The sequence below is a fragment of the Caviibacterium pharyngocola genome, assembly GCF_002795405.1.
Taxonomy (GTDB): Bacteria; Pseudomonadota; Gammaproteobacteria; order Enterobacterales; family Pasteurellaceae; genus Caviibacterium; species Caviibacterium pharyngocola.
Genome location: NZ_PHGZ01000032.1, coordinates 35,720 through 60,187, shown reverse-complemented (window position 1 = coordinate 60,187; position 24,468 = coordinate 35,720). Strand labels below are relative to the sequence as shown.

Here is a 24,468-nt window from a genome sequence, read left to right as displayed (position 1 = left end):
GGTTTTTATTCATCTTTAATATTTCAGTAAAGGAAGTGTTCAATGCAATCAAATCGTCCGATTCGTCAAGCGCTGTTAAGCGTTTCCGATAAAACAGGAATTGTTGAATTTGCCCAAGGGCTTGTACAGCGCGGTGTTAAATTATTATCCACCGGCGGTACGGCAAAACTGCTCGCCGAGAGCGGTTTACCGGTCACTGAAGTGTCCGATTACACCGGTTTTCCGGAAATGATGGACGGACGGGTGAAAACCTTACACCCGAAAGTGCACGGCGGTATTTTAGGACGTCGCGGCACGGATGACGACGTAATGAACAAACACGGTATCGAACCGATCGATATGGTAGTGGTGAATTTGTATCCGTTCGCCGCAACCGTTGCCAAACCGAATTGCACGTTGGAAGACGCAGTGGAAAACATCGACATCGGCGGGCCGACAATGGTGCGTTCTGCAGCGAAAAATCACAAAGATGTCGCGATTGTGGTGAATAATGCCGATTTTAATGCGCTTTTGGCGGAAATGGATCAAAATGCGAACGGCTTAACTTTGGAAACTCGTTTTGATTTGGCGATTAAAGCCTTTGAACACACCGCGCAATACGATTCGATGATTGCCAACTATTTTGGGCAATTAGTTAAACCTTATTTCACTGCGGACGAAGAAGATAAAGATGCGAAGTGCGGTCAATTTCCACGGACTTTAAACTTGAATTTCATCCGCAAACAAACAATGCGTTACGGCGAAAACGGACATCAAAAAGCCGCGTTTTATGTGGAAAAAGAAGTGAAAGAAGCTAGCGTTTCCACGGCAAAACAATTACAGGGTAAAGCGCTTTCTTACAACAATATCGCCGATACCGACGCCGCGCTAGAATGTGTAAAATCCTTCGACGAACCGGCTTGCGTAATTGTCAAACACGCCAACCCGTGCGGCGTGGCATTGGGTGCGGATATTTTGGAAGCTTACAATCGCGCTTATCAAACCGACCCGACTTCCGCTTTCGGTGGCATTATCGCCTTTAACCGCGAATTGGATGAAGCCACGGCAAAAGCTATTGTTGAACGTCAATTCGTCGAAGTAATCATTGCTCCGATCGTAAGCGAAGCGGCACAAGCGGTGGTTAAAGCGAAGAAAAACGTGCGTTTATTGGAATGCGGTGAATGGACGACTGCACAACAACGCTTAGACTTCAAACGAGTCAACGGCGGATTATTGGTACAAGAATGCGACTTAGGAATGGTCGGTTTAGAAGATCTTGAAGTGGTCAGCAAACGTCAACCGACAGAACGAGAATTGAAAGATTTATTATTCTGCTGGAAAGTGGCGAAATTCGTTAAATCCAACGCCATCGTTTACGCCAAAGACAACCAAACCATCGGTATCGGCGCCGGACAAATGAGCCGTGTTTACTCCGCAAAAATTGCCGGTATTAAAGCGCAAGACGAAGGCTTAGAAGTGAAAGGTTGCGTAATGGCATCCGACGCATTCTTCCCATTCCGCGACGGCATCGACGCCGCAGCCGCAGTGGGCATCGAATGCGTCATCCACCCGGGCGGCTCAATGCGTGATCAAGAAGTGATTGACGCAGCGGATGAACATAATATGGTGATGGTGTTAACTAAAATGCGGCATTTTAGACACTAGTTGTTGATTCCGCCTGCCGCGGGCTTTCGCCCTACGGGCGAGCATACTTTTCTTTGCTTCGCCAAAGAAAAGTAGCCAAAAGAAAGGCGAGCCTGCTAAGCCGCTTTTCCGAAATAAATTGAATTTTCTTAACGGTTAATTTTGTAAACTCGCTTCGTTCAAACAGTACAAAATTAACCTAAAAACTCAATTTATTTCGGGCGTCTTAGATGGCGGTTTAAATCACAGTTAACATATAGTGCGTTTAAAAAATTTTACAAAAATTCACCGCACTTTTATATAGCAAATGAACAAAACGGGTTCCCTTCTGCGTTGCCCGAACGTAATAAAATTTTAGGAAAATTACGCCGAGCGAGAGCGAAGCGAACATCAGGCTAATTTTCCGTTAAAAAATTTTATTTAAGTGAGGAAAAAGCAACGAAGTAGGGTTGCCTTCTTTTTGCTTACTTTTTCTTTGGCAACGCAAAGAAAAAGTAAGGCGCCACCGGCGAAACACGATTTAATTTAAACAACAAGGCGTTATACACGCAAATAGGACACAAAAATGAACATTCTCATCATCGGAAACGGCGGTCGCGAACACGCCCTTGCTTGGAAAGTCGCACAATCTCCGCTGGCGGATAAAATCTTCGTCGCGCCCGGTAATGCCGGCACGGCGCTGGAAAACGGCATTGAAAACGTTGCTATTGCAGCGACCGATGTGCCTGCTTTAGTGAAATTCGCACAACAAAATGACATCGGTTTAACTATCGTCGGGCCTGAAGCGCCACTTGTTGTGGGCGTGGTGGATGCGTTCGAACAAGCCGGCTTAAAAATTTTCGGACCGCGCCAATCGGCGGCGCAATTAGAAGGTTCCAAAGCCTTTACTAAAGACTTTTTAGCACGTCACAATATCCCGACGGCGGAATATCAAAATTTCACCGAGGTGGAAAAAGCCCTTGCCTATGTGCGTGAAAAAGGTGCGCCGATTGTGGTGAAAGCCGACGGTTTGGCGGCGGGTAAAGGCGTGATTGTGGCAATGACATTAGAAGAAGCGGAAGCTGCGATTAAAGATATGCTTTCCGGCAATGCTTTTGGCGACGCGGGCAGTCGCGTAGTGATTGAGGAATTTTTAGACGGTGAAGAAGCCAGTTTTATTGTAATGGTGGACGGCGTAAATGTTGAACCGATGGCAACCTCGCAAGATCACAAACGTGTAGGCGAAGGCGATAAAGGCTTGAATACCGGCGGAATGGGCGCGTATTCGCCGGCGCCGGTGGTGACGCAGGAAATTCACGATCGCGTAATGGAGCAAATTATTTATCCGACGGTGCGCGGAATGGCGGCGGAAAATAATGTGTATAAAGGTTTCTTGTATGCCGGATTGATGATCGACAAAAACGGTCAGCCGAAAGTGATCGAATTCAACTGTCGTTTCGGCGATCCGGAAACTCAGCCGATTATGATGCGAATGAAATCCGATCTGGTGGAACTTTGCCTAAAAGCTTGCGATGGCAAACTCAATGAAATTCAATCTCAATGGGATGAACGCGCCGCATTAGGTATTGTACTAGCTGCCGAAGGTTATCCGGGCGATTATCGTAAAGGCGATGAAATCACAGGACTTCCGCAAAGTGCGGTGGAAAATCAAAAAGTTTTTTTAGCCGGCGTAAAACAACAAGAAGGCAAATTACTGACCGACGGCGGACGCGTGCTTTGTGCTACGGCATTAGGCAATACGGTTTTTGATGCGCAACAACAAGCACTAAAATTAGCCGAACAAATTCAATGGAACGGTCGTTTCTATCGTCGCGATATCGGTTATCGCGCGGTGGCAAGAGAGAAAAATGCGTAAATTTGACCGCACTTTTGCAATGTCATCGAATAATAAAAACGCGTGGCTTGTCGTCTTTATTGCCTCTGCGATTTTATTGGTGACATCGGGTATGCGGTTAACCGTCGGGTTATTCGTCGAACCGATTACCGCCGATACGGAAATCAACATTGTGCAAATTAGCTTTGCATTGGCGGTAATGCAGTTAATGTGGGGATTGTCGCAGCCGATAATGGGCGGCTTGGCGGATAAATTCGGCGCGCTGCCGGTATTGTTGGGCGGAACATTATTATTGGTGCTCGGTTGGTTGCTAGTGCCTATGTTGATTTCCGCTTGGGGATTGGTGCTAACCTTGGGCATTTTGGTTGCTTTCGGTACGGGGGCAGGCAGTTTTTCCGTATTGATGGGTGTCACAGCGAATCAAATTTCGCCGCAACAGCGCGGAACGGCTTCCGGTATTATTAACGCCGGATCGTCGTTCGGTCAGTTTTTATTCGCACCCTTGGTACAAACCTTGATTGCCGTACCGATGATCGGCTGGAATAATACGTTTTATGCGCTGGCGATCATCAGTTTATTGTGCCTGCCGCTTTCGTTTTATTTGACTAAAGGCGTGACGGCGAAACAAACGCATCACAATGCCGAAGGCGAACAAAAGTTATTGCAAGCGATCAAAACCGCGTGTAAAAATCCGAGTTATATTCTGATTCATCTGGCTTTTGCTACCTGCGGCTTCCACGTCGTATTTTTGGTGACGCATTTACCGGTTGAAGTCAGCCTTGCCGGTTTGCAATCCGATGTCGCCTCTTGGTCGGTGGGATTAATCGGTTTGTCGAATGTGGTCGGCAGCCTGTTTGTGGGCTGGTGCGTGAATCGATTTTTATGCAAATATATTTTATTTTGGATGTATTTAAGCCGCGTCATCTTGATCGCAATTTATTTGTTTATGCCGCAAACCGCGTTAACATTTTATATTTTTGCAATAGGTTTGGGGTTAACGTGGTTGGCAACCGTGCCGCCCACCGCCGGCGCTATCGGAAAATTATTCGGCGTGCGTTATTTGGCGACCTTATTCGGGTTTGCCTTGTTTAGCCACCAAATCGGCGCGTTTTTCGGCGCTTATGCGGGTGGGTTGGCAATGGATTATTTCGGCAATTATCAATATATGTGGTATGCGGATATGTTACTCGCCTTTTTAGCAGCGATTAGCAATTTGCCGATTAAAGAAGAAAAGCCGAAAATTGCGCAATAAAATAAAAGTGCGGTGCACTTTAAATGAATTTAATTCATATCCGCAATGAAAATTAAGCATCGAATTTTAGTTAAAAAAAGTGTATATAAAAGCACATAAAGCCTTTACAATACATTTGTTATTTACTTTCCACTAATGAGGACACAACAATGTTAAAAAGAAGTATGAACATCGCCGACTATGATCCGGTATTATGGCAAGCCATTCAAAACGAAGATCGTCGTCAAGAAGAACATATCGAATTAATCGCATCCGAAAACTATGCCAGCCCGCGCGTAATGGAAGCGCAAGGTTCTCAATTAACCAACAAATACGCCGAAGGTTATCCGGGCAAACGTTATTACGGCGGTTGCGAATATGTGGATATCGTCGAACAATTAGCCATTGATCGTGCAAAAGAATTATTCGGCGCGGATTATGCCAACGTGCAACCGCATTCCGGTTCGCAAGCTAATGCGGCGGTTTATATGGCATTGTTAAATCCGGGCGACACCATTTTAGGGATGAGTTTGGCACACGGCGGTCACTTAACCCACGGTGCGAGCGTAAGTTTTTCCGGTAAAATTTATAATGCGGCGCAATACGGCATTACTTCCGAAGGTTTGATTGATTACGACGCGTTACGCAAACAAGCGCACGAAGTAAAACCGAAAATGATTGTGGGCGGTTTTTCCGCATATTCTCAAGTGGTGGATTGGGCGAAAATGCGTGAAATCGCCGATGAAGTTGGCGCTTATTTGTTCGTAGATATGGCGCACGTTGCCGGTCTTATCGCTGCGGGCGTTTATCCGAGCCCGATGCCGCACGCGCACGTTGTGACCACAACAACGCACAAAACCTTAGCCGGCCCGCGCGGCGGTTTGATTTTGGCGAACGGTGACGAAGAACTTTACAAAAAATTAAACAGCGCTGTGTTCCCTGCCGGTCAAGGTGGCCCGTTGGTTCACGTTATCGCGGCGAAAGCGGTATGCTTCAAAGAAGCGTTAGAACCTGAATTTAAAGCTTACCAAATTCAAGTGTTGAAAAACGCGAAAGCAATGGTGGAAGTGTTTAAACAACGCGGTTATAACGTGGTGTCAAACGGCACGGAAAACCACTTGTTCTTGGTGGATTTGGTCAGCCACGGTTTAACCGGTAAAGCGGCGGATGCGGCGTTAGGTCGTGCCAATATCACCGTGAATAAAAATGCGGTGCCGAATGATCCGCAAAAACCGTTTATCACTTCCGGTATTCGCGTCGGTACGCCTTCCGTTACCCGTCGCGGTTTCAAAGAAGCGGATGTAATCGAATTGGCGGGTTGGATGTGCGATGTGTTAGACAGCATCAACAAAGACAACCACGAACAAGTGATCGCAGAAACCAAAGAAAAAGTGTTGGCGATTTGTAAACGCTTGCCTGTTTATGCTTAATTGGATTCTTCCTTGTTTTTTAGCGGCGGTGAATATCGCCGCTTATTTTTTGATGTATATTGATAAGCAAAAAGCCGTTAAACAACAATGGCGTATTGCAGAAAAAACGCTGTTTTTATTGTGTTTATGCGGCGGATTTATCGGCATACATTTAGGAATGAAACACTTTCGCCATAAAACTCAACATCTTAGTTTCAAGATTATCGTCAGTGTCAGCGCAATTCTTTGGCTGGCTGTATTGCCGTTTTCCGTGTTTTACCTTACAAAATAACCAAAAATTACCGCACTTTGCTATAAAAGAGCGGTAATTTCAGTTTGTTGACAAAGTACAATCGGTACAACCTGATAACATAGTTTACATCGTAACCCAAAGACATCGTTTACATTCATCTGTAAACTCTCACCTAAAAAATGATGATAAACGATTATATAGGTTTGTCATCAGTCTGAAATTACCGCACTTTTTTATAAAAGTGCGGTATTTTTTTATCGGCTTTTCGTCGTGCGGATATTATGTTTTCGGTTTATTCACCATAATTTCGATCACTTGGCGATCCGTGTGTTGCATACTGCGTGAGGCGATATTACACAGATTGTTAATCGAGCGATCGAGACAATGTTCCACGATACCTTCGTCGCCAGTGACATTGGTATTATCCAACGCCATTAGTACGGCTTTATATCCCGATGTGACGCCGGTGGAAACTTTCATCGCACAGCCGTTTGCCGCGCCGTCGCAAATAATGCCGCTAATATCGCCGATCATACTGCTGATTACGCGGCTAATGGTGTCAAATGAGCCGCCTAATAGCCAAGCTATACCGGCGCAGCTGCCCATTGCCGCCGTGGTTGCCGCGCATAAGGCGGAAAGTTTCGGCAATTTGCTATGAATATAAATCGCCATTAAATGTGAAAGAAAAAGCGCACGCGTAAGTTGTTCTTCCGTTGCATTAATGTGCCGTGCCACCACCACAACCGGCATTGTTGCAGTGATCCCTTGATTACCGGAACCGGAATTGCTCATCGCCGGCAAATTCGCGCCGCCCATTCTGGCGTCGGAAGCGGCGGCGGTTTCGATAATAATGCGGCTCATCAAATCATCACTTAATAACCCGCGCTCGATTTGTTTTTGCAAGGTTCGTCCGATGTGCAGACCGTAATCATTGCGCAATCCTTCTTGCGATAAGGCTTCATTTAATGTTGCCGCTTCGCGAATAAAGGCAATTTCGCTTTCATCGACATTCATCGAAAAATCAAAGATATCTTTGGCGCGAAGTGCGGTGAAAATTTCGTTTAAATGATCGGTTTCCACCGCGCAAGGCTTAGAAAACAGCACTTCACCGTTTTTGGCAATATAAATAATATTGGTGTGGTGCGCCGCAATGCGTACGCAAACTTGCTCGTCGCCTTGAAATAAAGTTGTTTCGGAATATAAAATATGTTCGGTTTCCAAAATGGAAACGGAAACTTTATCCTCGGCGATTAAGGCTTTGGCTTGGGCGGTTTGTTCCGGCGTGATATGTTTTAATACTTCCAAACCGGCATCGGGATCGCCGCCGATCGCACCGATTGCCGCCGCCATTGTTAGCCCTAAAGTTCCCGTGCCGGGCACGGTCACGCCCATTCCGTTTTTCATTAAATTCGGCGAAACTTTCGCCTCAATTTTATCCGGTACGCTATTTAAATATCGGCGTGCCGTTGCAGCGGCAAGTGCCAAAGAAATCGGCTCCGTACAGCCGAGTGCCGGCACGACTTCCTGTTTAACGGTTTGCAGAATTTGTTGTTGAATATTTGCGGAAAACGACATCATTCTGATTTCCTTATTATTTTAGCCAATGTTTGATTCGTTCGACGCCTTCGCGCAAATGCGTGATGTCTCTGGTGTAGGCGAAACGTAAATAATGTTTGGTGCCGTTTGCGCCGAAGTCAATGCCCGGTGTGGCGGCGACTTGGATCTCGTGCAGCATTTTTTTCGCGAATTCATAGCTGTCGTCGGTATATTTCGACACGTCCGCCCACAAATAAAACGCGCCTTGCGGTTTAAATTCGATGGTAAATACGTCTTTTAACTGCTCGTACAGAAAATCGCGGCGGGCGCGGAATTTTTCTTTAACTTCTTGCAAATAGCTTTCGTCAAAGGCTTCCAGCGCGGCGTATTGGCTTAATGTCGGTGCGGAAATAAAGATATTTTGCGCAATGATCTCCGCCTCGCGCACTTTATTTTCAGGCACAATCAACCAGCCTAAACGCATTCCCGGCATACAAAAATATTTAGAAAATCCGTTGATTACATAAGCGTTCGGATTAAATTGCAGCGCAGTGGCGGCATTTTCGTCATACACCAAACCGTGATAAAGTTCGTCGGAAATAAATGCAATATCGTGAGAAATGCAATAATCGTTCAATTCTTTTAAGCGCGCCGGCGTATAAATATTGCCGGTCGGATTTGCCGGCGAGGAAATTTGCAAGGCGCGCACATTGGTTTTTTTCAGTTGTTCAAGAGTAAGTTGGTAACAATCTTGCTTATCTACCGGCATAAATTCCGGCTGAATATCCATCATATAAGCGAAATTTTTATAGCAAGGATAAGAAGGATCGGTTAAACCTAATTTATCACCTTGATTTAATGTGAGGGCATAAGCCACTAAAAATGCGCCGCTGGTACCCGGCGTTAGCAAAATACGCTGCGGCGCAATTTCGACGCCGTAAGTGCGGTGATAATAATCGGCGATTTTTTCTCTTAAGGCTTGTATGCCCAAACTTTCCGTATAGCTGAAACGGTTATCAAGCACGGCTTTTTGCAAGGCTTCGGTGACTTTCGGCGAAGGCGCCAGATCGGGTTGTCCGATTTCAAAATGAATCGCATTCGGATATTTCGCCGCTTCGCGCACAATATCCATAACAATAAATGCCGACATTTTATCGCAACGCATAATTTTTTCCTTTTTTGATGTTCTTAAGATCTTCTTAATATTTTTTTGTTTTAATTCGTTTCAACAAGGCAAGTCGTCTTGTTTTAATTAACCTGAATTTGAGAGGAGAAATACGATGAAAAAACGTAGTTTAGCGACCATTTTAGCACTATCCGCCGTAAGTGTCTTTAGTTATGCGGACAATGCTCAAACGACCGCCACAAAAGATGCCGATAAACCGACACTCACCCAACCAGCGCCGCGCGACGGGAAATGTGATTTCCACGACGGAAAAAAACACCACGGTGACAGAAAATATCGCGGCGAAGACAAACCGCGCGGCGGCTTTGTGGATCCGGCGCATCCGGTGAAAGAAAGACAAAAAGCCCGTCATCCGGCATTAAATTTACCGGTGGCGAAAGTGGCGGATTCCGCTTCTTGGAAAGATGATCAAGTGATTGTTTTGCAAGGTAAAATTGTCGAACAAGTCGGTAAAGAGGATTTCTTGTTCCGTGATGCGAGCGGTGAAATTACCGTCGAAATCGAAGGTCGTGCGTGGCGCGGACAAGAAATTACACCGAACGATGAAGTGAAATTAATCGGTGAAGTGGATAAATCTTGGAAGAAAACGGAAATTGAAATTCACCATATTGAAAAAGTGAAATAAAATCTTGTGCATAAAAAGTGGCGAAATTGCCACTTTTTTTGTATAAAATGCCGGAAGAATAACAAAAAGTGCGGTAGAAATTATGCGAATTTTATTAATTGAGGACGATCCGTTAATCGGCGACGGATTGAAAATGGGCTTAAGCAAATCAGGCTTCAGCGTGGATTGGTTTACCGACGGTAAAACCGGCTTAGAGGCGATTAAAAGCGCGCCTTATGACGCGGTGGTGCTGGATCTTACGCTGCCGAAGCTTGACGGCTTGGATATTTTGCAGCAATGGCGGCGTAATAATGAAGATGTGCCGGTATTGATTTTAACCGCACGTGATACTCTGGACGAGCGTATTACCGGCTTGCAACGCGGTGCGGACGATTATTTATGTAAGCCTTTCGCTTTGGCGGAAGTGGTGGCACGCCTGCAAGCGTTGATTCGTCGCCGTTACGGGCAAACCAATCCGATTATCAAACATAGTTTAGTAAAATTCGATCCGAATCAACGCAAGGTGTTTTTGCGTGATGAAGAAGTGGTGCTGACGACGCGCGAATATAAGCTGTTGGAACTGTTTATGCACAACAAAGAGCGGGTGCTTTCTCGTTCGTTTATCGAAGAAAAACTTTATACTTGGGACGATGAAGTCAGCAGCAACGCTTTGGAAGTGCATATTTATAATTTGCGGCAAAAACTGGGCAAGCAATTCATTCGCACGGTTCACGGCGTCGGTTACACCTTGGGTAAAAATGATGAAACGGTTTAAAAACGGTAGTTTAAGATTGCGCCTAATGGCGATTTTGTCTTTGGTGGCGTTAGGCGTGTGGTGTTTTTCTACGGCGGTGGCGTGGTTTCAAGTGCGCGAGCAAGTGGATGAAGTGTTTGACGCGCAACAAATTTTATTGGCGAAACGATTGGCATCGTCCGATTTGCACAGCATTTTAATCGAACGAAATCGCGGTGGCGCAATATCGGGCAGAAAACGACCGCACTTTAAAAAACCGAAATATGAAGATGACGCTTTGGCGTTTGCCGTATTTACCCGAGAGGGCGAATTGGTATTAAGCGACAGTGAAAACGGCAATAATTTTATTTTTGCGCCGAAACGCGGCTTTGCCGATACCGAATTGCAAGATGACGACGACAAATGGCGCATTTTCTGGTTGCCGGCAGGCGACGGGCGGCTGATTATCGCCGTGGGGCAAGAGCTGGAATATCGTCATCAGTTGATCAATAAAATGGTGTTCGGGCAAATGTGGATTTGGTTTGCCAGTTTGCCGTTTTTGCTCGGGTTAATCGTTTGGGTGATTTCGCGCGAATTAAGCACTTTGCAAAAAGTGGGCGAACAAGTGGCGTTGCGCATGCCGGAAGATCATCGCGCTTTAGCAACCGAGGGATTACCGAGTGAAATTTTGCCGTTGGTCAACAGTTTAAACGGATTTTTTGACCGCACTTCGACGATGTTATTGCGCGAACGGCGCTTTACCTCCGACGCGGCGCACGAATTACGCAGCCCGTTGGCGGCATTGCGTATTCAAACCGAAGTGGCGCAAATTGCCGGCGATGATGAAAAAATGCGTGCGCAAGCCTTGTCGAATTTAACCCAAGGTATCGATCGCGCCACGCAATTAGTGGAGCAATTATTAACCCTTTCGCGCTTGGATAATTTGAAAGAATTGGATAATTTGCAAGAAATTCATTGGGATAAACTGATTCCGTCTTTAATCGGCGAATTATACTTTAATGCGCAAAAACGCCGCACGGAATTGACTTTCGAGTTAATCGAAACTCCGCTCGTTCGACAAGGACAGCCGTTATTATTAGCGCTAATGTTGCGCAATTTAATTGATAACGCCATTCGTTATTGTCCGGAACAAAGCCGAATCGATGTGCGTTTATTCGCCGATAAAATCGTGGTGGAAGATAACGGCGGCGGCGTAAATCCGGCGGATCTGGCAAAACTGGGTCAACGTTTTTACCGTCCGGCGGGACAAAATGAAAAGGGCAGCGGACTGGGGTTGTCTATCGTTTACCGCATTGCCGAGCTACATCATTATCAAGTGCGGTTGGAAAATTACACGAATTCCGCACAACAACAAGGGTTACGCGCGACGATTTTGTTGAAGTAAAAAAGAAAGGCACAGATTGATGATCCGTGCCTTTTTTAAATCGGTGAAAACTTAGCTTTCGCGGATAACGCGCGGGAATAGAATGTTGTTTTCCGTATGGATATGTTGTTCTAAATCCGTCACGAATTCCGCGATGCCGCTATATAGCGTACGCCAAGTGGTGCAAGCGTCTTGCGGCGGGGTCATATTATTGGTGAGCGAGCGTAATAATTCGATAGTTGCGCCGTGTTCGTCGTGTTCGAATTCCATTACCTGAATCGGCATTCTCGCCATTGCATAATTGCCCGCATTGATCATCGGGAACAAAATTTGTTCTTCTTTCATCATATGGCTGGATAAATCCGCATAGGCGTTTTGCAATGCCGCAGCAATACCCATCGGACAATCTTCGCGCTCGCCGTGGCGATTTTCCAATTTTTCCGCAAGCGGAATTAAGGTTTGTAGCTGTTCTCTGTGACGTTCGTGAAAACGTGTCAAAATATAATCGATAGTGTCCGCGTAGCTTGCCGCGTTAAGTTGTTGATCGGTTTGAAAGGTATTTTCTAAAGACATAAAATCGCTCCGTGTTTCAGCTTAAAATAAATCCGACTAAAATAGTATGATATAATCTTCGGGCTAAAAAGCGTTTTTTACGAAAAACAAGGAAAAAAATGATTCATATCAAATCTTCTACCTGAAAATATGTAGAGAGTTTGCCGAATATTCTGTGTATTCTAGAGCTTGTTAACGGATGAACTAAGAGGTGACGAATGCGTTTATTTTGTACTTTTTTATTATTTGCAACGGCTTGCCATTATAGTCTCGCATTGGAAAAAGAACCGCGAACAATGCCGGAACAGGGCATTGACAAGGCATTATTGGGGCAAATTTTATTTTTCGATACGCTGCTTTCTTATAACCAAACGCAAAATTGCGCTTCTTGCCACAGTCCCGATGCGGCATTTGTCGATCAGCGGGAAAACAGCGCGGAGAAAATGGTGTCGCAAGGCGATAATCCGCATTTTTTCGGCAATCGTAATGCACCGACAATGTTATATAGTAAATATTCGCCGAGTTTTTATTTTGATGCGGACAGCGGCGAATATGTCGGCGGGCAATTTTGGGACGGTCGGGCGAAAAATTTAGCCGAACAAGCGGGCGGGCCGCCGTTGGATCCGAAAGAAATGGGAATGCCGAATAAATTAGAAGTGGCGAAACGCTTGATTGGTCAACCGATGTATGCAGCGCTCTTTACCCAGCATTACGGCGAGTCGGTTTGGCAATCGCCGGAAAGCGTTTATGCAGCAATGGGAGATGCTTTGGCGACTTTTCAGCAAGAGAAAAAATTACTGGCGCCCTTTGATAGCAAATACGACAAATTTCTGCGCGGCGAAGCGCAATTAAACGCGCAAGAAGAAAAAGGGCGGTCGTTATTTTTCGATAAAAATCGAACGAATTGCGCAAGTTGTCATCAAGCGCAACAAGAAAATCATCCGCAAGAAACCTTCAGCAATTATCATTATTACAATCTCGGCGTGCCGAAAAATCAGCGCTTAATTTTGCACAATCAACTGGCGCAGGGTTTTGTGGATAACGGCTTGGCGGATAATCCCGCAGTAAAGGGCGATCCCGCACAAAAAGGAAAATTTAAAGTGCCGACATTGCGCAATGTGGCAGTGACGGCACCTTATATGCACAACGGCGTTTTTAAGGAATTGCGCACGGTGTTGCTGTTTTTGGATCATTACAATAATCCGACGCGCAAAATTAATCCGGAAACCGGACAACCTTGGATGCAAGCGGAATATGAACCGACAATCGCGCATTCGCAGCTAAAAGCACCGGCGCTATCCGATGAAGAAATCGATGCCTTGGAAGCCTTTTTAAACAGCTTAACCGACGAACGTTATGAAAAACTATTAAAAAAATAACCGCACTTTTGTGCGGCTAGTTTATTGACAAAGAGCTTTGTATATTTGAACGCACGCAGTGCGTCCGTATTGAAAATACAATAAATTAAGGTTTGTCATCAGTCTGAAACGAAAGTCTCGATCTTTTGCATTAAGGTTACAAGCTAATAATATTTTTTACTCGCTTCATATTCCGCATCGCGCGCTCTAATTTCAGCTTGTCTAGCTTTCCATTCAGCTTGTCTAGCTTGCTGCTCAGCTAGATCGGCTCGTCTTAATGCTTCTGAAGCTTGAATTTTTGCGTATTGACTCGCTCTTTCTGCTTCTTCTGCTTTTTCCTCTAATTTTTCTCGATGTTTTTGTTCATCTAAGGCTCTGATTGCTTCAGTCAGAGAGTAAGCGCGTTTTGATTGAATAATTTGATTAAGTTGATAGAAGTCGGTTCTTTCTATCAGTTTTATTGCATATATAGGCGTCCAATTTTTGATATTTAAAGATAAAAATTCTTTAGGGATATAATCAAATAACGGTTTAAATTCAGGATTTTTTTCCGCCTCAGCATAAAAATCCGTTAGAAGCATTTTTTCTCTGAGTGCTTTATGTTCAGCATTATAATTTTGCGTTTCTTGAGCCGCTAAGTTTTTATATTTTAACTTGATTTGGTCTATTTTTTTAGATTGTTCCTCTAACGTCTTTAATTTTTTTCTATCTTTTAGCATTAATAAGCTAAATATTAACAAAATAGGGATGACAATAGATGGAAGTATGAATCCTTGTAAGATAAACGATGGATATTGCGCTATGATTTCAGCTATATGACCATTGGTAATATTATTTAGGTGGAATAAAAATATTGCTACAGAAACTAAAATGGCAATCTTTTTATTCATTATAAAACCGGTTTTATAATAGAGAATAGATAATACTAAAAATATGACAAAGAAATTGATAATGTCGGAGAGAATAGATATAAATTCACCTTCAATATTTAGTGAGTAAAATAATGTTTCTTGTATATTTGGATTTATAAAAAAAAGCACTAGTGCAATGATCTGCGTATATGCCAGTAAATTGAAAAAATTGCTGTTTTCCAGTCTATTGCTAAGTTTGTTTCTTAAAGAATTCGTATTTTTATATTTTTCTAGCTCTTTTTCTTGATTTTTGTTGAGTTCATTTATTTTTTGGTCTAACTGACGTTTTTGCTCATTATTAATTTCTGCCGCCTGATTGTCCAGTTTATTGTATTGTGCGAACATTTTTTCAAATAAAGGCATTAATTCGTTAAATTTTGCCTTAGTTTGTTGATATATGTTTTCTTGTTGTTCTAGAGACATATGAAATTCCTTGTAAATGAATGATGCTGTAGATTTGAATAAATGAATTTATTGTACAAATGAGAGATTAGTTCTATTTGTAATCTTATAAATTACAAGGATATTATAAATCGTTTTTTTTTGCGCAATAATTGTTCTATAAATAAACAATTTAAGTAGAAAGAAGTTAAGTTTTTGGATATTAGCGGGCAAAAAAATGGCGGCTAATTTCCTTAGCCGCCATATAAACCTAAATGGATTTTTAATGTTCTCTGGTTTTGAAGAAGGTCACATCAGGATAACGTTCCTGCGCCAGATTTAGATTCACCATTGTCGGTGCGATATAGGTGAGGTTATCGCCGCCGTCTAGGGCAAGATTTTGTTCGTTTTTGCGTTTAAATTCTTCGAATTTTTTCGCGTCCGCACATTCCACCCAACGGGCGGTGGCGACGTTGACGTTTTCATACACCGCTTCCACGTTATATTCGGTTTTCAAACGGGAAACCACTACGTCGAACTGCAATACGCCCACCGCGCCTACGATTAAATCGTTGTTCATTAGCGGGCGGAAAACTTGCACCGCACCTTCTTCGGAAAGTTGTACCAAGCCTTTTAATAATTGCTTTTGTTTTAGCGGATCTTTCAAACGAATACGGCGGAACAATTCCGGCGCAAAGTTTGGGATGCCAGTAAATTTTAGATCTTCGCCTTGCGTAAAAGTATCGCCGATTTGAATCGTACCGTGATTGTGCAAACCGATAATGTCGCCGGCATAGGCTTCTTCGGCGTGCGTGCGATCGCCCGCCATAAAGGTGAGCGCGTCGGAAATCACTACATCTTTACCGATTCGAACGTGTTTTAATTTCATTCCTTTTTCATATTTGCCCGAAACTACGCGCATAAAGGCAACGCGGTCGCGGTGTTTCGGATCCATATTGGCTTGGATTTTAAACACGAATCCGGTTAATTTTTCTTCCGCACTTTCCACCAAACGAACGTCCGATTGACGGGCTTGTGGTGCCGGCGCCCATTGGGTTAAACCATCAAGGAAATGATCCACGCCGAAATTCCCTAGCGCGGTGCCGAAAAAGACCGGCGTAAGTTCGCCGTTTAAAAAGGCGTCCAATTCAAATTCGTTTGACGCACCTTGCACCAATTCCAATTCGTCACGCAGTTGTTGCGCCAAATCGTTGCCTACCGCTTGATCCAAATCCGGATTATCCAATCCTTTGATGATCCGGACTTCTTGAATGGTGTGACCTTGACCGGTTTGGTACAAATAGGTTTCGTCTTTGTATAAATGATAAACGCCTTTGAACAATTTTCCGCAACCGATCGGCCAAGTAATCGGCGCGCAATGAATATTCAACACGTTTTCTACTTCGTCTAATAATTCCATCGGATCACGAATATCGCGGTCGAGCTTGTTCATAAAGGTCAAAATCGGCGTGTCGCGCAAGCGGGTGACTTCCATTAATTTAATTGTCCGTTCCTCAACCCCTTTCGCCGAGTCGATCACCATTAAACAGCTGTCCACCGCGGTTAAAGTGCGGTAAGTATCTTCCGAGAAATCTTCGTGCCCCGGCGTATCCAATAAGTTTACCAAGCAATCGTTATAAGGAAATTGCATTACGGAGGTGGTAATGGAAATTCCGCGTTGTTTCTCCATTTCCATCCAGTCGGATTTCGCGTGTTGCGCCGTGCCTTTGCCTTTCACGCTGCCGGCTTTTTGAATGGCGTTGCCGTAAAGCAAAACTTTTTCCGTAATAGTGGTTTTACCCGCGTCAGGGTGAGAAATAATCGCAAAGGTGCGACGTTTGTTTACTTGTTGTGGATAATCGTTTAATGACATTTTATTTAATGAAACCGTTAATTGAATAAGAAACGGCGTATTTTCGCCCAAAACAGTGGGAGACTCAACGTTTTTTTCTGTAATGCGACGGCGGGAATTTTGATCTTCGTTCGAAAGAGGGCGATATAAAGGAAATATTGTGACAATAAAAAAAACGTAAACGTTTGCGCGAAGAAAAAAGTGCGGTAAAATAACCGCACTTTTTATTTATAAGCCAAAAGGTAGCGCAAATGACACAACTCAGCTTGAAAAAAATCTATTCCGGTAAAGTGCGGGATCTATATGAAATTGACGATAAACGGATGTTAATGGTGGCGACGGATCGTTTGTCGGCGTTTGATGTGATTTTGGATGATCCGATTCCGCGTAAAGGCGAAATTTTGACGCAAATCTCGAATTTTTGGTTTAACAAATTGGCGCATATTATGCCGAATCATTTTACCGGCGAAACGGTTTATGACGTGTTGCCGAAAGAAGAAGCGGATTTAGTCAAAGATCGCGCGGTGGTTTGTAAACGTTTAACGCCGATCAAAATCGAATCCATCGTACGCGGTTATTTAACCGGCAGCGGACTGAAAGATTACAACCAAACCGGTACGATTTGCGGTTTGGAATTGCCAAAAGGCTTAGTGGAAGCCAGTAAATTGCCGGCGCCGATTTTTACCCCGTCCAGCAAAGAAGAAGTAGGCAATCACGATATTAACATCAGCTATGCGGAATGCGAACGGTTAATCGGCGCGGATTTGGCGGCGCAAGTGAAAGAAAAAGCCATTGCGCTTTATACGGCGGCGGCGGAATATGCGTTAACCAAGGGTATTATTATTTGTGACACGAAGTTTGAATTCGGTTTGGATGAAAACGGTGTGTTGACTTTAATGGACGAAGTATTGACGCCGGATTCCAGCCGTTTTTGGTCGATCGATACCTATCAAGAAGGAACGAATCCGCCGTCTTTCGATAAACAATTCGTGCGCGATTGGTTGGAAAACAGCGGTTGGAACAAACAACCGCCTGCGCCGAAAGTGCCGGCGGACGTGATTCAAAAAACCGTTGATAAATATCAAGAAGCGTTGGATTTATTAACAAAATAACGGAGCAGGGCGAATTTGATTCGCCCTTGTCTTGACATTAATTTAGTTTGGTTGTGGAATAGTAATTTTTGCGAGGCGCGAGATGCGCGTTAACATAAAATTACAAGGTACAGTATGAAATCCGTTTCAATCGTCGGCCTAGGCTGGCTGGGTTTGCCCCTTGCGCGCCATTTGAAGAATTTAGGTTGGGATGTTAAAGGTAGTAAGCGCACGCACGAAGGTGCCGAGCAAATGCGTTTGTTGCGTTTGGAAGCTTATCATTTGGAACTTACGCCGGATTTAAATATTGATCCCGATGATTTGACCGCATTGCTTTCCGTCGATTCGTTGGTGATTAATATTCCCCCGAGCCAATATTTTTTCGACTTGAACCATTATGTACAAGGCGTGAAAAATTTGGTTAACGAAGCGTTATTACATAATGTTCAGCATATTATTTTCATTAGTTCTACGTCGGTGTTTCCTGAAATATCGGGCGAGTTTGATGAAAATATCGTGCCGCAACCTGCCGGTGATATCGGTAAGGCATTAGTGGAAATCGAACGCTGGCTGTTCGGTTTAACCGATATCGATTGCGATATTATTCGTTTTGCCGGCTTGGTCGGCGATGATCGTCATCCGGTTTATTCACTGGCGGGAAAACAAGACATTACGGCGGGCGGCAGTCCGGTGAATTTGGTGCATATTGACGATTGCGCTAGAGCCGTTCAGTTATTGCTTGAAACGCCGAGTTATCAGCGCCTATATCATTTATCGGCGGCAAAACACCCGACCCGCAGTGATTATTATACGCAGACGGCGGAAAAACTCGGTTTAGAATTACCGCACTTTATTTGCTCGGCACAGGATCCGCAGCGGATTATTAAAGCGGATAAAATTAGTCAGGAATTGGGCTTCGTATATCAATATCCCGATCCTTATTTAATGTTACCGACGGAACGTTAAAAATTAGAAAATGAATTTTTATGTATAAAAAATGAATTTTTATTTACAAAAATCCGTTGTTTATGCATAATATAATTAACTTTAACCTCGAAATATAGAAAAGGTCTCACTATGTCAAACACAATTTTACAACATCTTCCTATCGGACAAAAAGTCGGCATCGCGTTTTCCGGCGGATTGGACACGAGCGCGGCATTATTATGGATGCGCCAAAAAGGCGCCGTGCCTTATGCTTATACGGCGAATTTAGGTCAACCGGATGAAGATGATTATAATGCGATTCCGCGTAAAGCGATGGAATACGGCGCGGAAAACGCTCGCTTGATCGATTGTCGCGCACAATTAGCGCACGAAGGGATCGCGGCGATTCAATGCGGTGCGTTTCATATTTCCACCGGCGGCGTGACCTATTTCAACACAACACCTTTGGGCCGTGCGGTAACGGGAACAATGTTGGTTTCCGCAATGAAAGAAGATGATGTGAATATTTGGGGTGATGGCAGTACCTTCAAAGGTAACGATATTGAGCGTTTTTACCGCTACGGTTTATTAACCAACCCGAATTTGAAAATTTATAAACCTTGGTTGGATCAACAATTTATCGACGAATTGGGCGGTCGCCAAGAAATGTCCGAATTTTTAATTGCCAACGGTTTCGATTATAAAATGTCGGTAGAAAAAGCTTATTCCACCGATTCCAATATGCTCGGCGCAACGCACGAAGCAAAAGATTTGGAATTTTTAAGCCGCGGCATTCGTATCGTGAACCCGATTATGGGCGTACCGTTCTGGAAAGAAGAAGTTGAAGTGAAAGCCGAAGAAGTGACCGTGCGTTTCGAAGAAGGGATTCCGGTCGCCTTAAACGGCAAAACTTTCGGCGATGCTGTGGAATTATTCTTGGAAGCGAATCGTATCGGCGGTCGCCACGGTTTAGGAATGTCCGATCAAATCGAAAACCGTATTATCGAAGCAAAATCACGCGGTATTTACGAAGCGCCGGGAATGGCATTATTCCATATCGCTTACGAACGTTTGGTGACGGCGATTCATAACGAAGATACGATCGAACAATATCGTATCAACGGTTTGCGTTTGGGTCGCTTGTTATATCAAGGTCGCTGGTTTGATCCGCAAGCTTTAATGTTGCGCGAAACGGCACAACGTTGGGTAGCGCGCGCCGTAACGGGCGAAGTGACTTTAGAGCTTCGTCGTGGTAACGATTATTCTATTTTGAATACTTCTTCACCGAATATGACTTATCATCCGGAACGTTTGAGTATGGAAAAAGTGGAAAACGCACCTTTTGATCCGATCGATCGTATCGGTCAATTAACAATGCGTAACCTTGATATTGTGGACACCCGCGATAAACTCGGTATTTATACCAATACCGGTTTATTAACGGTCGGCAAAGAGTCTATGTTACCGCAACTGGATAAAAAATAATCTTGCATAAAAAACACCGCACTTTGTAAAGTGCGGTGTTTTTTTATCTGACTTACGGCTTTGCCGTGCTAGGATAAAAAATTAATCAAGCGGTTTCGGCGTTGCCGGTAAACGACGTTTATGGTGCGAGCGGTTATGCCAAAATTCGATTTGTTTTAATGCCTGTTCCGACACGCTTTCGCCGCGTAAGAAGGCGTCGATTTCTTGATAAGTGACGCCCATTTCGCTTTCGTCGGTTTGCCCCTGCCATAATCCGGCACTCGGCGATTTATCCAAAATTTGTTGCGGTACGTTAAGTAATTTCGCTAATTCATATACTTGTTCTTTGCGCAAATGTAGCAGCGGAGCGATATCCACGCCGCCGTCGCCGAATTTAGTGAAATAGCCGGTGTGCCATTCCGCCGCATTATCCGTGCCGACCACAATCGCCTGATTGCTTTGCGCGTAAGTATATAGCGAGATCATTCGTAAACGTGCTTGTAAATTTCCTGCGATTACATTTTGTCGTTCCGCTTGCTGATTAAACAAAGGTTGCATTGTTTGCATAAAAGTGCGGTAGGTTTCAATGATTGGCACTTCCAATACCGGACAACCGGCACTTTTCGCTACGGCATAAGCATCGGCAATATCTTGCGGCGAAGTGGTTTCCGACGGCAGAATTAAGCCTTGCACCGGTGCGTCGCAGCGCGTGAGTAAATGCGCGACGACGGCGGAATCGATACCGCCGCTAATGCCGATGACATAACCTTTGGCGCCGTATTCAAGGCGTTGTTGTTCTAACCATTGTAAGAGATAGGTTAAATAATTTTCCATTTTGCTCTCCTTTCGTTTTATTTTTAAATCAAACGGTTAACGTTAAATCGCCCGAACGAATCCAACCTTTTCGGCGCAAAATTGCGGCAAAAAATAGGGTGAGAACGGCGGGTAAGATAAAATGTAATAACAATATGGCGCTCCAAACAAATAGGGAATTGCCCATTGCGTTGAGCGTGCCGATTTGACCGACCAGTCCGCTGGTGCCCATTCCGGCGCCGGCGGGAATATTTTGCATTTGAAACCAAACCGTAGCAAAAGGTGCGATCACAGCGCCGGCAAGAGTCGGCGGGATCCAAATTTTAGGATTTTTAACGATATTCGGCATTTGTAGCATACTGGTACCTAAACCTTGGCTTAACAATCCCGCCCAGCGATTTTCACGGAAACCCATTACGGCGAAACCGACCATTTGCGCGCAACAACCGATTGTTGCGGCGCCGGCGGCTAATCCGCTTAAGGAAAGGGTGATTGCAATGGCGGCACTGGAAATAGGCAAGGTGAGGATCATTCCCATTAAGACCGATACGCAAATGCTCATCGGAATCGGATGCAGTTCCACCGCCCACATAATCAACGCGCCGGTTTCTTGCATTAATACGGCGAGGAACGGTCCGATTAGTTTTGCTGTGGCGAATCCGGCAATTAATGTAGCGGCGGGTGTGATGAGAATATCTATCGGCGTCGTTTTATGTACCAATTTGCCACATTCCGCGCCGATTAACGCAGAAACAAAACAGCCGATAGGCCCGCCCAGTGTCGCACCGAGAATGCCGGTAGTAGCGCTGGCAAGTAGCGCTAACGGCGGCGACTGTAATGCATATGCTACACCGACGCCGATTGCTGCGCCCATTGCGCTTTGCGATTGACCGCCGAGTTCGATTAACCAAGGCTGATTTAACCAAGTGCCGAGATTTTTTAGAATTAATCCGATAATTAACGAGGAAAATAAGCCCAACGCCATAAAATTCATTGCGTCAATACTGTAACGACGTAAATCGAAGCGAACGTTTTGGCGCGCGAGAAAAGCGGAAAATTTGCTCGGCATTTTTCTTATTCATCCTCTAAAACGGTGGAAAATTCGACCGCACTTAAACGCGGATTAAAGCTATAGCGACGTCCTTGTTTCGCTTGTTCTTTACCGTTTAAGCGCACGCAATCGCCGGTGAAACCGATATTCACTTTCAATAAACTGGAACCGACGCCGTAGGAATCGACTGGCGCATTTTGGCTTTCGAAACGGCGAATTTTGTCGGCGTCAAAGCCGCCGCTGACGATAATTTTGACTTTCGGGTAGCCCGCCGCATCCAAATGTTCACGCAAACGACGCACCAAACTAACGTTGGTGCCGCGTAAATCTTCTTGTCCGAATTCGTGTTGATTGCGTAAGAAATATTGATCCACCATATTCGCCGCCGTATCCAAACGCACGCCGTATAAGCGATCGCCGAAATGTTGCGCGACATTGAGGCTGTCGGTAATAACATCGTTATGATAATCCACCAAGGCGACCAAATTATCTTTCGGATAAGTGGCTAAATAGGCTTCGCAAGCTTTGACCAAATCGCCGTCGAAGAGCTGAATTAAGGCGTGCGGCATTGTACCGACACCTTCGTTGCCCCACCATTCGTTCATTGCGTGCGTCGCTTGTGCCGCGACACCGCCAATATAAGCGGAATAGCCGTCGCCGGCTTGTTGAGAGAAATGATCATCGCGATCGCCCATAAAAATCACTTGTTTATCACCGGCGGCTTGCACTACGTTATACACATTGGTCGCCACAGAAGTGCGACGCGCCAGTACGCCGTCGATCAAGCCTTCCAAATAACCGAAATCTTCATAAAAACCTTCGACCATTAAAACCGTCTCGAAAGGTTTAATTTTATCGCCGTCGTTTAACGCCCAAATTTTGAGATCTTGCGGATTTTCCGCAAAGGTATGTAATAGCGCAATGGCTTCATCCACACCGCATAAAATCGCATCTTTTTTCTGGAAGAATTGCATTGTCACTTGCTGTTTCGGACGACGTTGCTTAATGATTTCTTTCGTTTTAAGAAAATAAACGGCGGAAAACCAGCCCTCTTTAATTCGTGCGTCGAATTTAAAAGTGCGGTTGGTTAAACGGGCGATTTTGCCTTGTCGTTTTAATTCGAATTCTTTGCCGATGCTTTCCATATTTCCCCTTAATTAACATTGAAACGATGAAATGTTATGTATATGCTACACTTTGTGCGTAATTTATCCCTAAATGCACTAAATATCAAGATCCTGATGCTAATTTTGTAGCAATAATGTTTTATTTTTTATGAAAAAATAAGAGTGTAGAAAAATATTGCATTTAACTAATTGAAACTTAAAGGGTCTTTAAAGTGCGGTGGTTTTTTGCTATGATTTTTAGTCATTTTGACATTCAGATTAATTTGTTATGCCACAATTATTTCATTTTCCGACTTTTAACGAAATGCATCCGCACGAAAAACGCTTAAATAAGCGGATGAGAGATTATTTTCGCTATAAAATTCGTACCCGATTATACCGACGGCACATTCTCAAATTAGTAGATTTTTTAACCGCACATCCGTTGTGGGCGACGTTATTCGTACAAACGCCTTATCGGATGAATACATTATTGTCGAAATATTGCGATAAGCGTTTCAATACGGAACAACGATTGAATGCGATTATCGATAATTTTGTTTCAGCAGAACAAAATTTTTCGGCGGCGCACGCGGAAAAGTTAGTGAACGACGGGCGTATTTTATTGGCGGAATTAACCGAGGAATTAAATTTATACCTGAATATTAATCAAATTGATCCCTTCGAAGGCTTTTTTTCGTTGAATATTGCCGATCACGAACAAAAGAGTGTTTATGATGCTTCTTTTACCTTTTTAGCGCCGAATAAATTACTTATCGCATCGATTCAAGGACCGAATGACGCGCAAGCGCAAGAATCCGTTCGGGCGGCAACCAAACGATTACACGGCGTACGCCCGATGTTTATGTTAATCAACGGGTTTAAAATGCTTGCTCAAACCTTAGATTGCGAATTATTAGGCATTGCGCATAAAAATCAAACGAAATATCGATGGAACGATTCGACCAAGCTACTTTTCGATTATAATAGTTTTTGGCAAGAAAACGGTGCCGTTCTTAATTCGTCGGGTTATTGGACGTTGCCGAAAAAAATCGAAATGAAACCGTTGCAAGAAATTCAAAGTAAAAAGCGTTCGATGTATCGTAAACGTTATGAAATGTTCGAATCTGCGGCGGTGCGAATTAACCGGCTTTTTAATCAAGGATAAA

General features: G+C 44.2%; 20 protein-coding genes and 1 pseudogene. 13 read left to right on the top strand and 8 right to left on the bottom strand.

What is annotated here, in order from left to right; genetic code table 11:
• The first annotated feature begins 42 nt into the window (after window positions 1–42).
• The 5 genes from purH (at window position 43) to CVP04_RS11585 (ending at window position 6,389) form a co-directional block, all read left to right on the top strand.
• A complete protein-coding gene (gene purH, locus CVP04_RS11605) occupies window positions 43–1,644 on the top strand; it encodes a bifunctional phosphoribosylaminoimidazolecarboxamide formyltransferase/IMP cyclohydrolase (protein ID WP_100297669.1) in 1,602 nt (533 codons plus the stop codon).
• Between the two features lie 544 nt (window positions 1,645–2,188).
• Complete coding sequence (gene purD, locus CVP04_RS11600; RefSeq protein ID WP_100297668.1) at window positions 2,189–3,478, top strand: phosphoribosylamine--glycine ligase; 1,290 nt, start codon at window positions 2,189–2,191, stop codon at window positions 3,476–3,478.
• Window positions 3,471–4,709: an MFS transporter gene (locus tag CVP04_RS11595; protein ID WP_207761645.1), complete on the top strand. Its 1,239-nt coding sequence runs from the start codon at window positions 3,471–3,473 to the stop codon at window positions 4,707–4,709. The genes purD and CVP04_RS11595 overlap by 8 nt, the downstream gene beginning before the upstream one ends.
• A 149-nt stretch (window positions 4,710–4,858) precedes the next feature.
• Window positions 4,859–6,118, top strand: a complete 1,260-nt coding sequence (gene glyA, locus CVP04_RS11590; RefSeq protein WP_100297667.1) for a serine hydroxymethyltransferase — start codon at window positions 4,859–4,861, stop codon at window positions 6,116–6,118.
• Window positions 6,111–6,389, top strand: coding sequence for a DUF1294 domain-containing protein (locus CVP04_RS11585; RefSeq protein ID WP_100297666.1), 279 nt, complete (start codon window positions 6,111–6,113; stop codon window positions 6,387–6,389). The genes glyA and CVP04_RS11585 overlap by 8 nt, the downstream gene beginning before the upstream one ends.
• A gap of 240 nt (window positions 6,390–6,629) precedes the next feature.
• Here the strand turns inward: CVP04_RS11585 and CVP04_RS11580 are convergent, their stop codons facing one another.
• Both CVP04_RS11580 and CVP04_RS11575 read right to left on the bottom strand, forming a co-directional pair.
• Window positions 6,630–7,925: an L-cysteine desulfidase family protein gene (locus CVP04_RS11580; RefSeq protein ID WP_100297679.1), complete on the bottom strand. Its 1,296-nt coding sequence runs from the start codon at window positions 7,923–7,925 to the stop codon at window positions 6,630–6,632.
• A 16-nt stretch (window positions 7,926–7,941) separates the two neighbouring features.
• The gene (locus CVP04_RS11575) at window positions 7,942–9,051 is read right to left on the bottom strand and encodes a pyridoxal phosphate-dependent aminotransferase (RefSeq protein ID WP_100297665.1); all 1,110 of its coding nucleotides are present in this window, start codon (window positions 9,049–9,051) and stop codon (window positions 7,942–7,944) included.
• Between the two features lie 115 nt (window positions 9,052–9,166).
• Between CVP04_RS11575 and CVP04_RS11570 the strand changes: the two genes are divergently transcribed.
• From CVP04_RS11570 to qseC, 3 genes are all read left to right on the top strand, one after another.
• On the top strand, window positions 9,167–9,697 hold the full coding sequence (locus CVP04_RS11570) for a YgiW/YdeI family stress tolerance OB fold protein (RefSeq protein WP_100297664.1): 531 nt from the start codon (window positions 9,167–9,169) through the stop codon (window positions 9,695–9,697).
• A gap of 82 nt (window positions 9,698–9,779) precedes the next feature.
• Window positions 9,780–10,451 (top strand): response regulator, encoded by a 672-nt coding sequence (locus tag CVP04_RS11565; RefSeq protein ID WP_100297663.1) that lies wholly within the window; start codon window positions 9,780–9,782, stop codon window positions 10,449–10,451.
• Window positions 10,438–11,814: a quorum sensing histidine kinase QseC gene (qseC, locus tag CVP04_RS11560; protein WP_100297662.1), complete on the top strand. Its 1,377-nt coding sequence runs from the start codon at window positions 10,438–10,440 to the stop codon at window positions 11,812–11,814. Before CVP04_RS11565 ends, qseC begins: the two co-directional genes overlap by 14 nt.
• A 51-nt stretch (window positions 11,815–11,865) precedes the next feature.
• Here qseC and CVP04_RS11555 read toward each other — a convergent pair.
• Window positions 11,866–12,324 (bottom strand): annotated as a pseudogene (locus tag CVP04_RS11555) (hemerythrin domain-containing protein); the annotation flags it as partial.
• Between the two features lie 239 nt (window positions 12,325–12,563).
• Here CVP04_RS11555 and CVP04_RS11550 point away from each other — a divergent pair.
• The gene (locus tag CVP04_RS11550) at window positions 12,564–13,724 is read left to right on the top strand and encodes a cytochrome-c peroxidase (RefSeq protein WP_100297660.1); all 1,161 of its coding nucleotides are present in this window, start codon (window positions 12,564–12,566) and stop codon (window positions 13,722–13,724) included.
• A 143-nt stretch (window positions 13,725–13,867) separates the two neighbouring features.
• Here CVP04_RS11550 and CVP04_RS11545 read toward each other — a convergent pair whose 3' ends face one another.
• A complete protein-coding gene (locus tag CVP04_RS11545; protein ID WP_100297659.1) occupies window positions 13,868–15,037 on the bottom strand; it encodes an ABC-2 transporter permease in 1,170 nt (389 codons plus the stop codon).
• Between the two features lie 241 nt (window positions 15,038–15,278).
• Window positions 15,279–16,868, bottom strand: coding sequence for a peptide chain release factor 3 (gene prfC, locus CVP04_RS11540; RefSeq protein WP_100297678.1), 1,590 nt, complete (start codon window positions 16,866–16,868; stop codon window positions 15,279–15,281).
• A 209-nt stretch (window positions 16,869–17,077) separates the two neighbouring features.
• On the opposite strand from prfC, the gene CVP04_RS11535 reads away from it, so the two are divergent.
• The 3 genes from CVP04_RS11535 to argG all read left to right on the top strand — a co-directional run bounded on the left by CVP04_RS11535 (window position 17,078) and on the right by argG (window position 20,350).
• Window positions 17,078–17,959 (top strand): phosphoribosylaminoimidazolesuccinocarboxamide synthase, encoded by an 882-nt coding sequence (locus tag CVP04_RS11535; RefSeq protein ID WP_279324792.1) that lies wholly within the window; start codon window positions 17,078–17,080, stop codon window positions 17,957–17,959.
• A 114-nt stretch (window positions 17,960–18,073) separates the two neighbouring features.
• Window positions 18,074–18,904 (top strand): SDR family oxidoreductase, encoded by an 831-nt coding sequence (locus tag CVP04_RS11530; RefSeq protein ID WP_100297657.1) that lies wholly within the window; start codon window positions 18,074–18,076, stop codon window positions 18,902–18,904.
• 111 nt (window positions 18,905–19,015) lie between these two features.
• Window positions 19,016–20,350 carry an argininosuccinate synthase gene (gene argG, locus CVP04_RS11525; protein WP_100297656.1) on the top strand — a complete coding sequence of 445 codons (1,335 nt, stop codon included), beginning with the start codon at window positions 19,016–19,018 and terminating at the stop codon, window positions 20,348–20,350.
• An 81-nt stretch (window positions 20,351–20,431) separates the two neighbouring features.
• Here argG and nadE read toward each other — a convergent pair whose 3' ends face one another.
• Genes nadE through CVP04_RS11510 form a run of 3 tightly spaced genes read right to left on the bottom strand, consistent with a single transcriptional unit; the run spans window position 20,432 to window position 23,338 of the window.
• Window positions 20,432–21,163 carry an NAD(+) synthase gene (gene nadE / locus CVP04_RS11520; RefSeq protein ID WP_100297655.1) on the bottom strand — a complete coding sequence of 244 codons (732 nt, stop codon included), beginning with the start codon at window positions 21,161–21,163 and terminating at the stop codon, window positions 20,432–20,434.
• A gap of 28 nt (window positions 21,164–21,191) precedes the next feature.
• On the bottom strand, window positions 21,192–22,211 hold the full coding sequence (locus tag CVP04_RS11515; protein WP_100297654.1) for a PTS sugar transporter subunit IIC: 1,020 nt from the start codon (window positions 22,209–22,211) through the stop codon (window positions 21,192–21,194).
• 5 nt (window positions 22,212–22,216) lie between these two features.
• On the bottom strand, window positions 22,217–23,338 hold the full coding sequence (locus CVP04_RS11510) for a nicotinate phosphoribosyltransferase (protein WP_100297653.1): 1,122 nt from the start codon (window positions 23,336–23,338) through the stop codon (window positions 22,217–22,219).
• Between the two features lie 250 nt (window positions 23,339–23,588).
• Between CVP04_RS11510 and CVP04_RS11505 the strand changes: the two genes are divergently transcribed.
• Window positions 23,589–24,467, top strand: a complete 879-nt coding sequence (locus tag CVP04_RS11505) for a VirK/YbjX family protein (protein ID WP_100297652.1) — start codon at window positions 23,589–23,591, stop codon at window positions 24,465–24,467.
• Window position 24,468 lies beyond the last annotated feature (1 nt).

What these genes read in the sequence shown, in the direction of transcription:
- prfC (WP_100297678.1), bottom strand. Translation starts at nt 16,868, where the DNA reads ATGTCATTAAACGATTATCCACAACAAGTAAACAAACGTCGCACCTTT.
- purH (WP_100297669.1), top strand. Translation starts at nt 43, where the DNA reads ATGCAATCAAATCGTCCGATTCGTCAAGCGCTGTTAAGCGTTTCCGAT.
- purD (WP_100297668.1), top strand. Translation starts at nt 2,189, where the DNA reads ATGAACATTCTCATCATCGGAAACGGCGGTCGCGAACACGCCCTTGCT.
- CVP04_RS11575 (WP_100297665.1), bottom strand. Translation starts at nt 9,051, where the DNA reads ATGCGTTGCGATAAAATGTCGGCATTTATTGTTATGGATATTGTGCGC.
- CVP04_RS11545 (WP_100297659.1), bottom strand. Translation starts at nt 15,037, where the DNA reads ATGTCTCTAGAACAACAAGAAAACATATATCAACAAACTAAGGCAAAA.
- glyA (WP_100297667.1), top strand. Translation starts at nt 4,859, where the DNA reads ATGTTAAAAAGAAGTATGAACATCGCCGACTATGATCCGGTATTATGG.
- CVP04_RS11530 (WP_100297657.1), top strand. Translation starts at nt 18,074, where the DNA reads ATGAAATCCGTTTCAATCGTCGGCCTAGGCTGGCTGGGTTTGCCCCTT.
- argG (WP_100297656.1), top strand. Translation starts at nt 19,016, where the DNA reads ATGTCAAACACAATTTTACAACATCTTCCTATCGGACAAAAAGTCGGC.
- CVP04_RS11595 (WP_207761645.1), top strand. Translation starts at nt 3,471, where the DNA reads ATGCGTAAATTTGACCGCACTTTTGCAATGTCATCGAATAATAAAAAC.
- CVP04_RS11565 (WP_100297663.1), top strand. Translation starts at nt 9,780, where the DNA reads ATGCGAATTTTATTAATTGAGGACGATCCGTTAATCGGCGACGGATTG.
- CVP04_RS11505 (WP_100297652.1), top strand. Translation starts at nt 23,589, where the DNA reads ATGCCACAATTATTTCATTTTCCGACTTTTAACGAAATGCATCCGCAC.
- CVP04_RS11550 (WP_100297660.1), top strand. Translation starts at nt 12,564, where the DNA reads ATGCGTTTATTTTGTACTTTTTTATTATTTGCAACGGCTTGCCATTAT.
- CVP04_RS11515 (WP_100297654.1), bottom strand. Translation starts at nt 22,211, where the DNA reads ATGCCGAGCAAATTTTCCGCTTTTCTCGCGCGCCAAAACGTTCGCTTC.
- CVP04_RS11510 (WP_100297653.1), bottom strand. Translation starts at nt 23,338, where the DNA reads ATGGAAAGCATCGGCAAAGAATTCGAATTAAAACGACAAGGCAAAATC.
- CVP04_RS11580 (WP_100297679.1), bottom strand. Translation starts at nt 7,925, where the DNA reads ATGTCGTTTTCCGCAAATATTCAACAACAAATTCTGCAAACCGTTAAA.
- CVP04_RS11570 (WP_100297664.1), top strand. Translation starts at nt 9,167, where the DNA reads ATGAAAAAACGTAGTTTAGCGACCATTTTAGCACTATCCGCCGTAAGT.
- nadE (WP_100297655.1), bottom strand. Translation starts at nt 21,163, where the DNA reads ATGGAAAATTATTTAACCTATCTCTTACAATGGTTAGAACAACAACGC.
- qseC (WP_100297662.1), top strand. Translation starts at nt 10,438, where the DNA reads ATGAAACGGTTTAAAAACGGTAGTTTAAGATTGCGCCTAATGGCGATT.
- CVP04_RS11585 (WP_100297666.1), top strand. Translation starts at nt 6,111, where the DNA reads ATGCTTAATTGGATTCTTCCTTGTTTTTTAGCGGCGGTGAATATCGCC.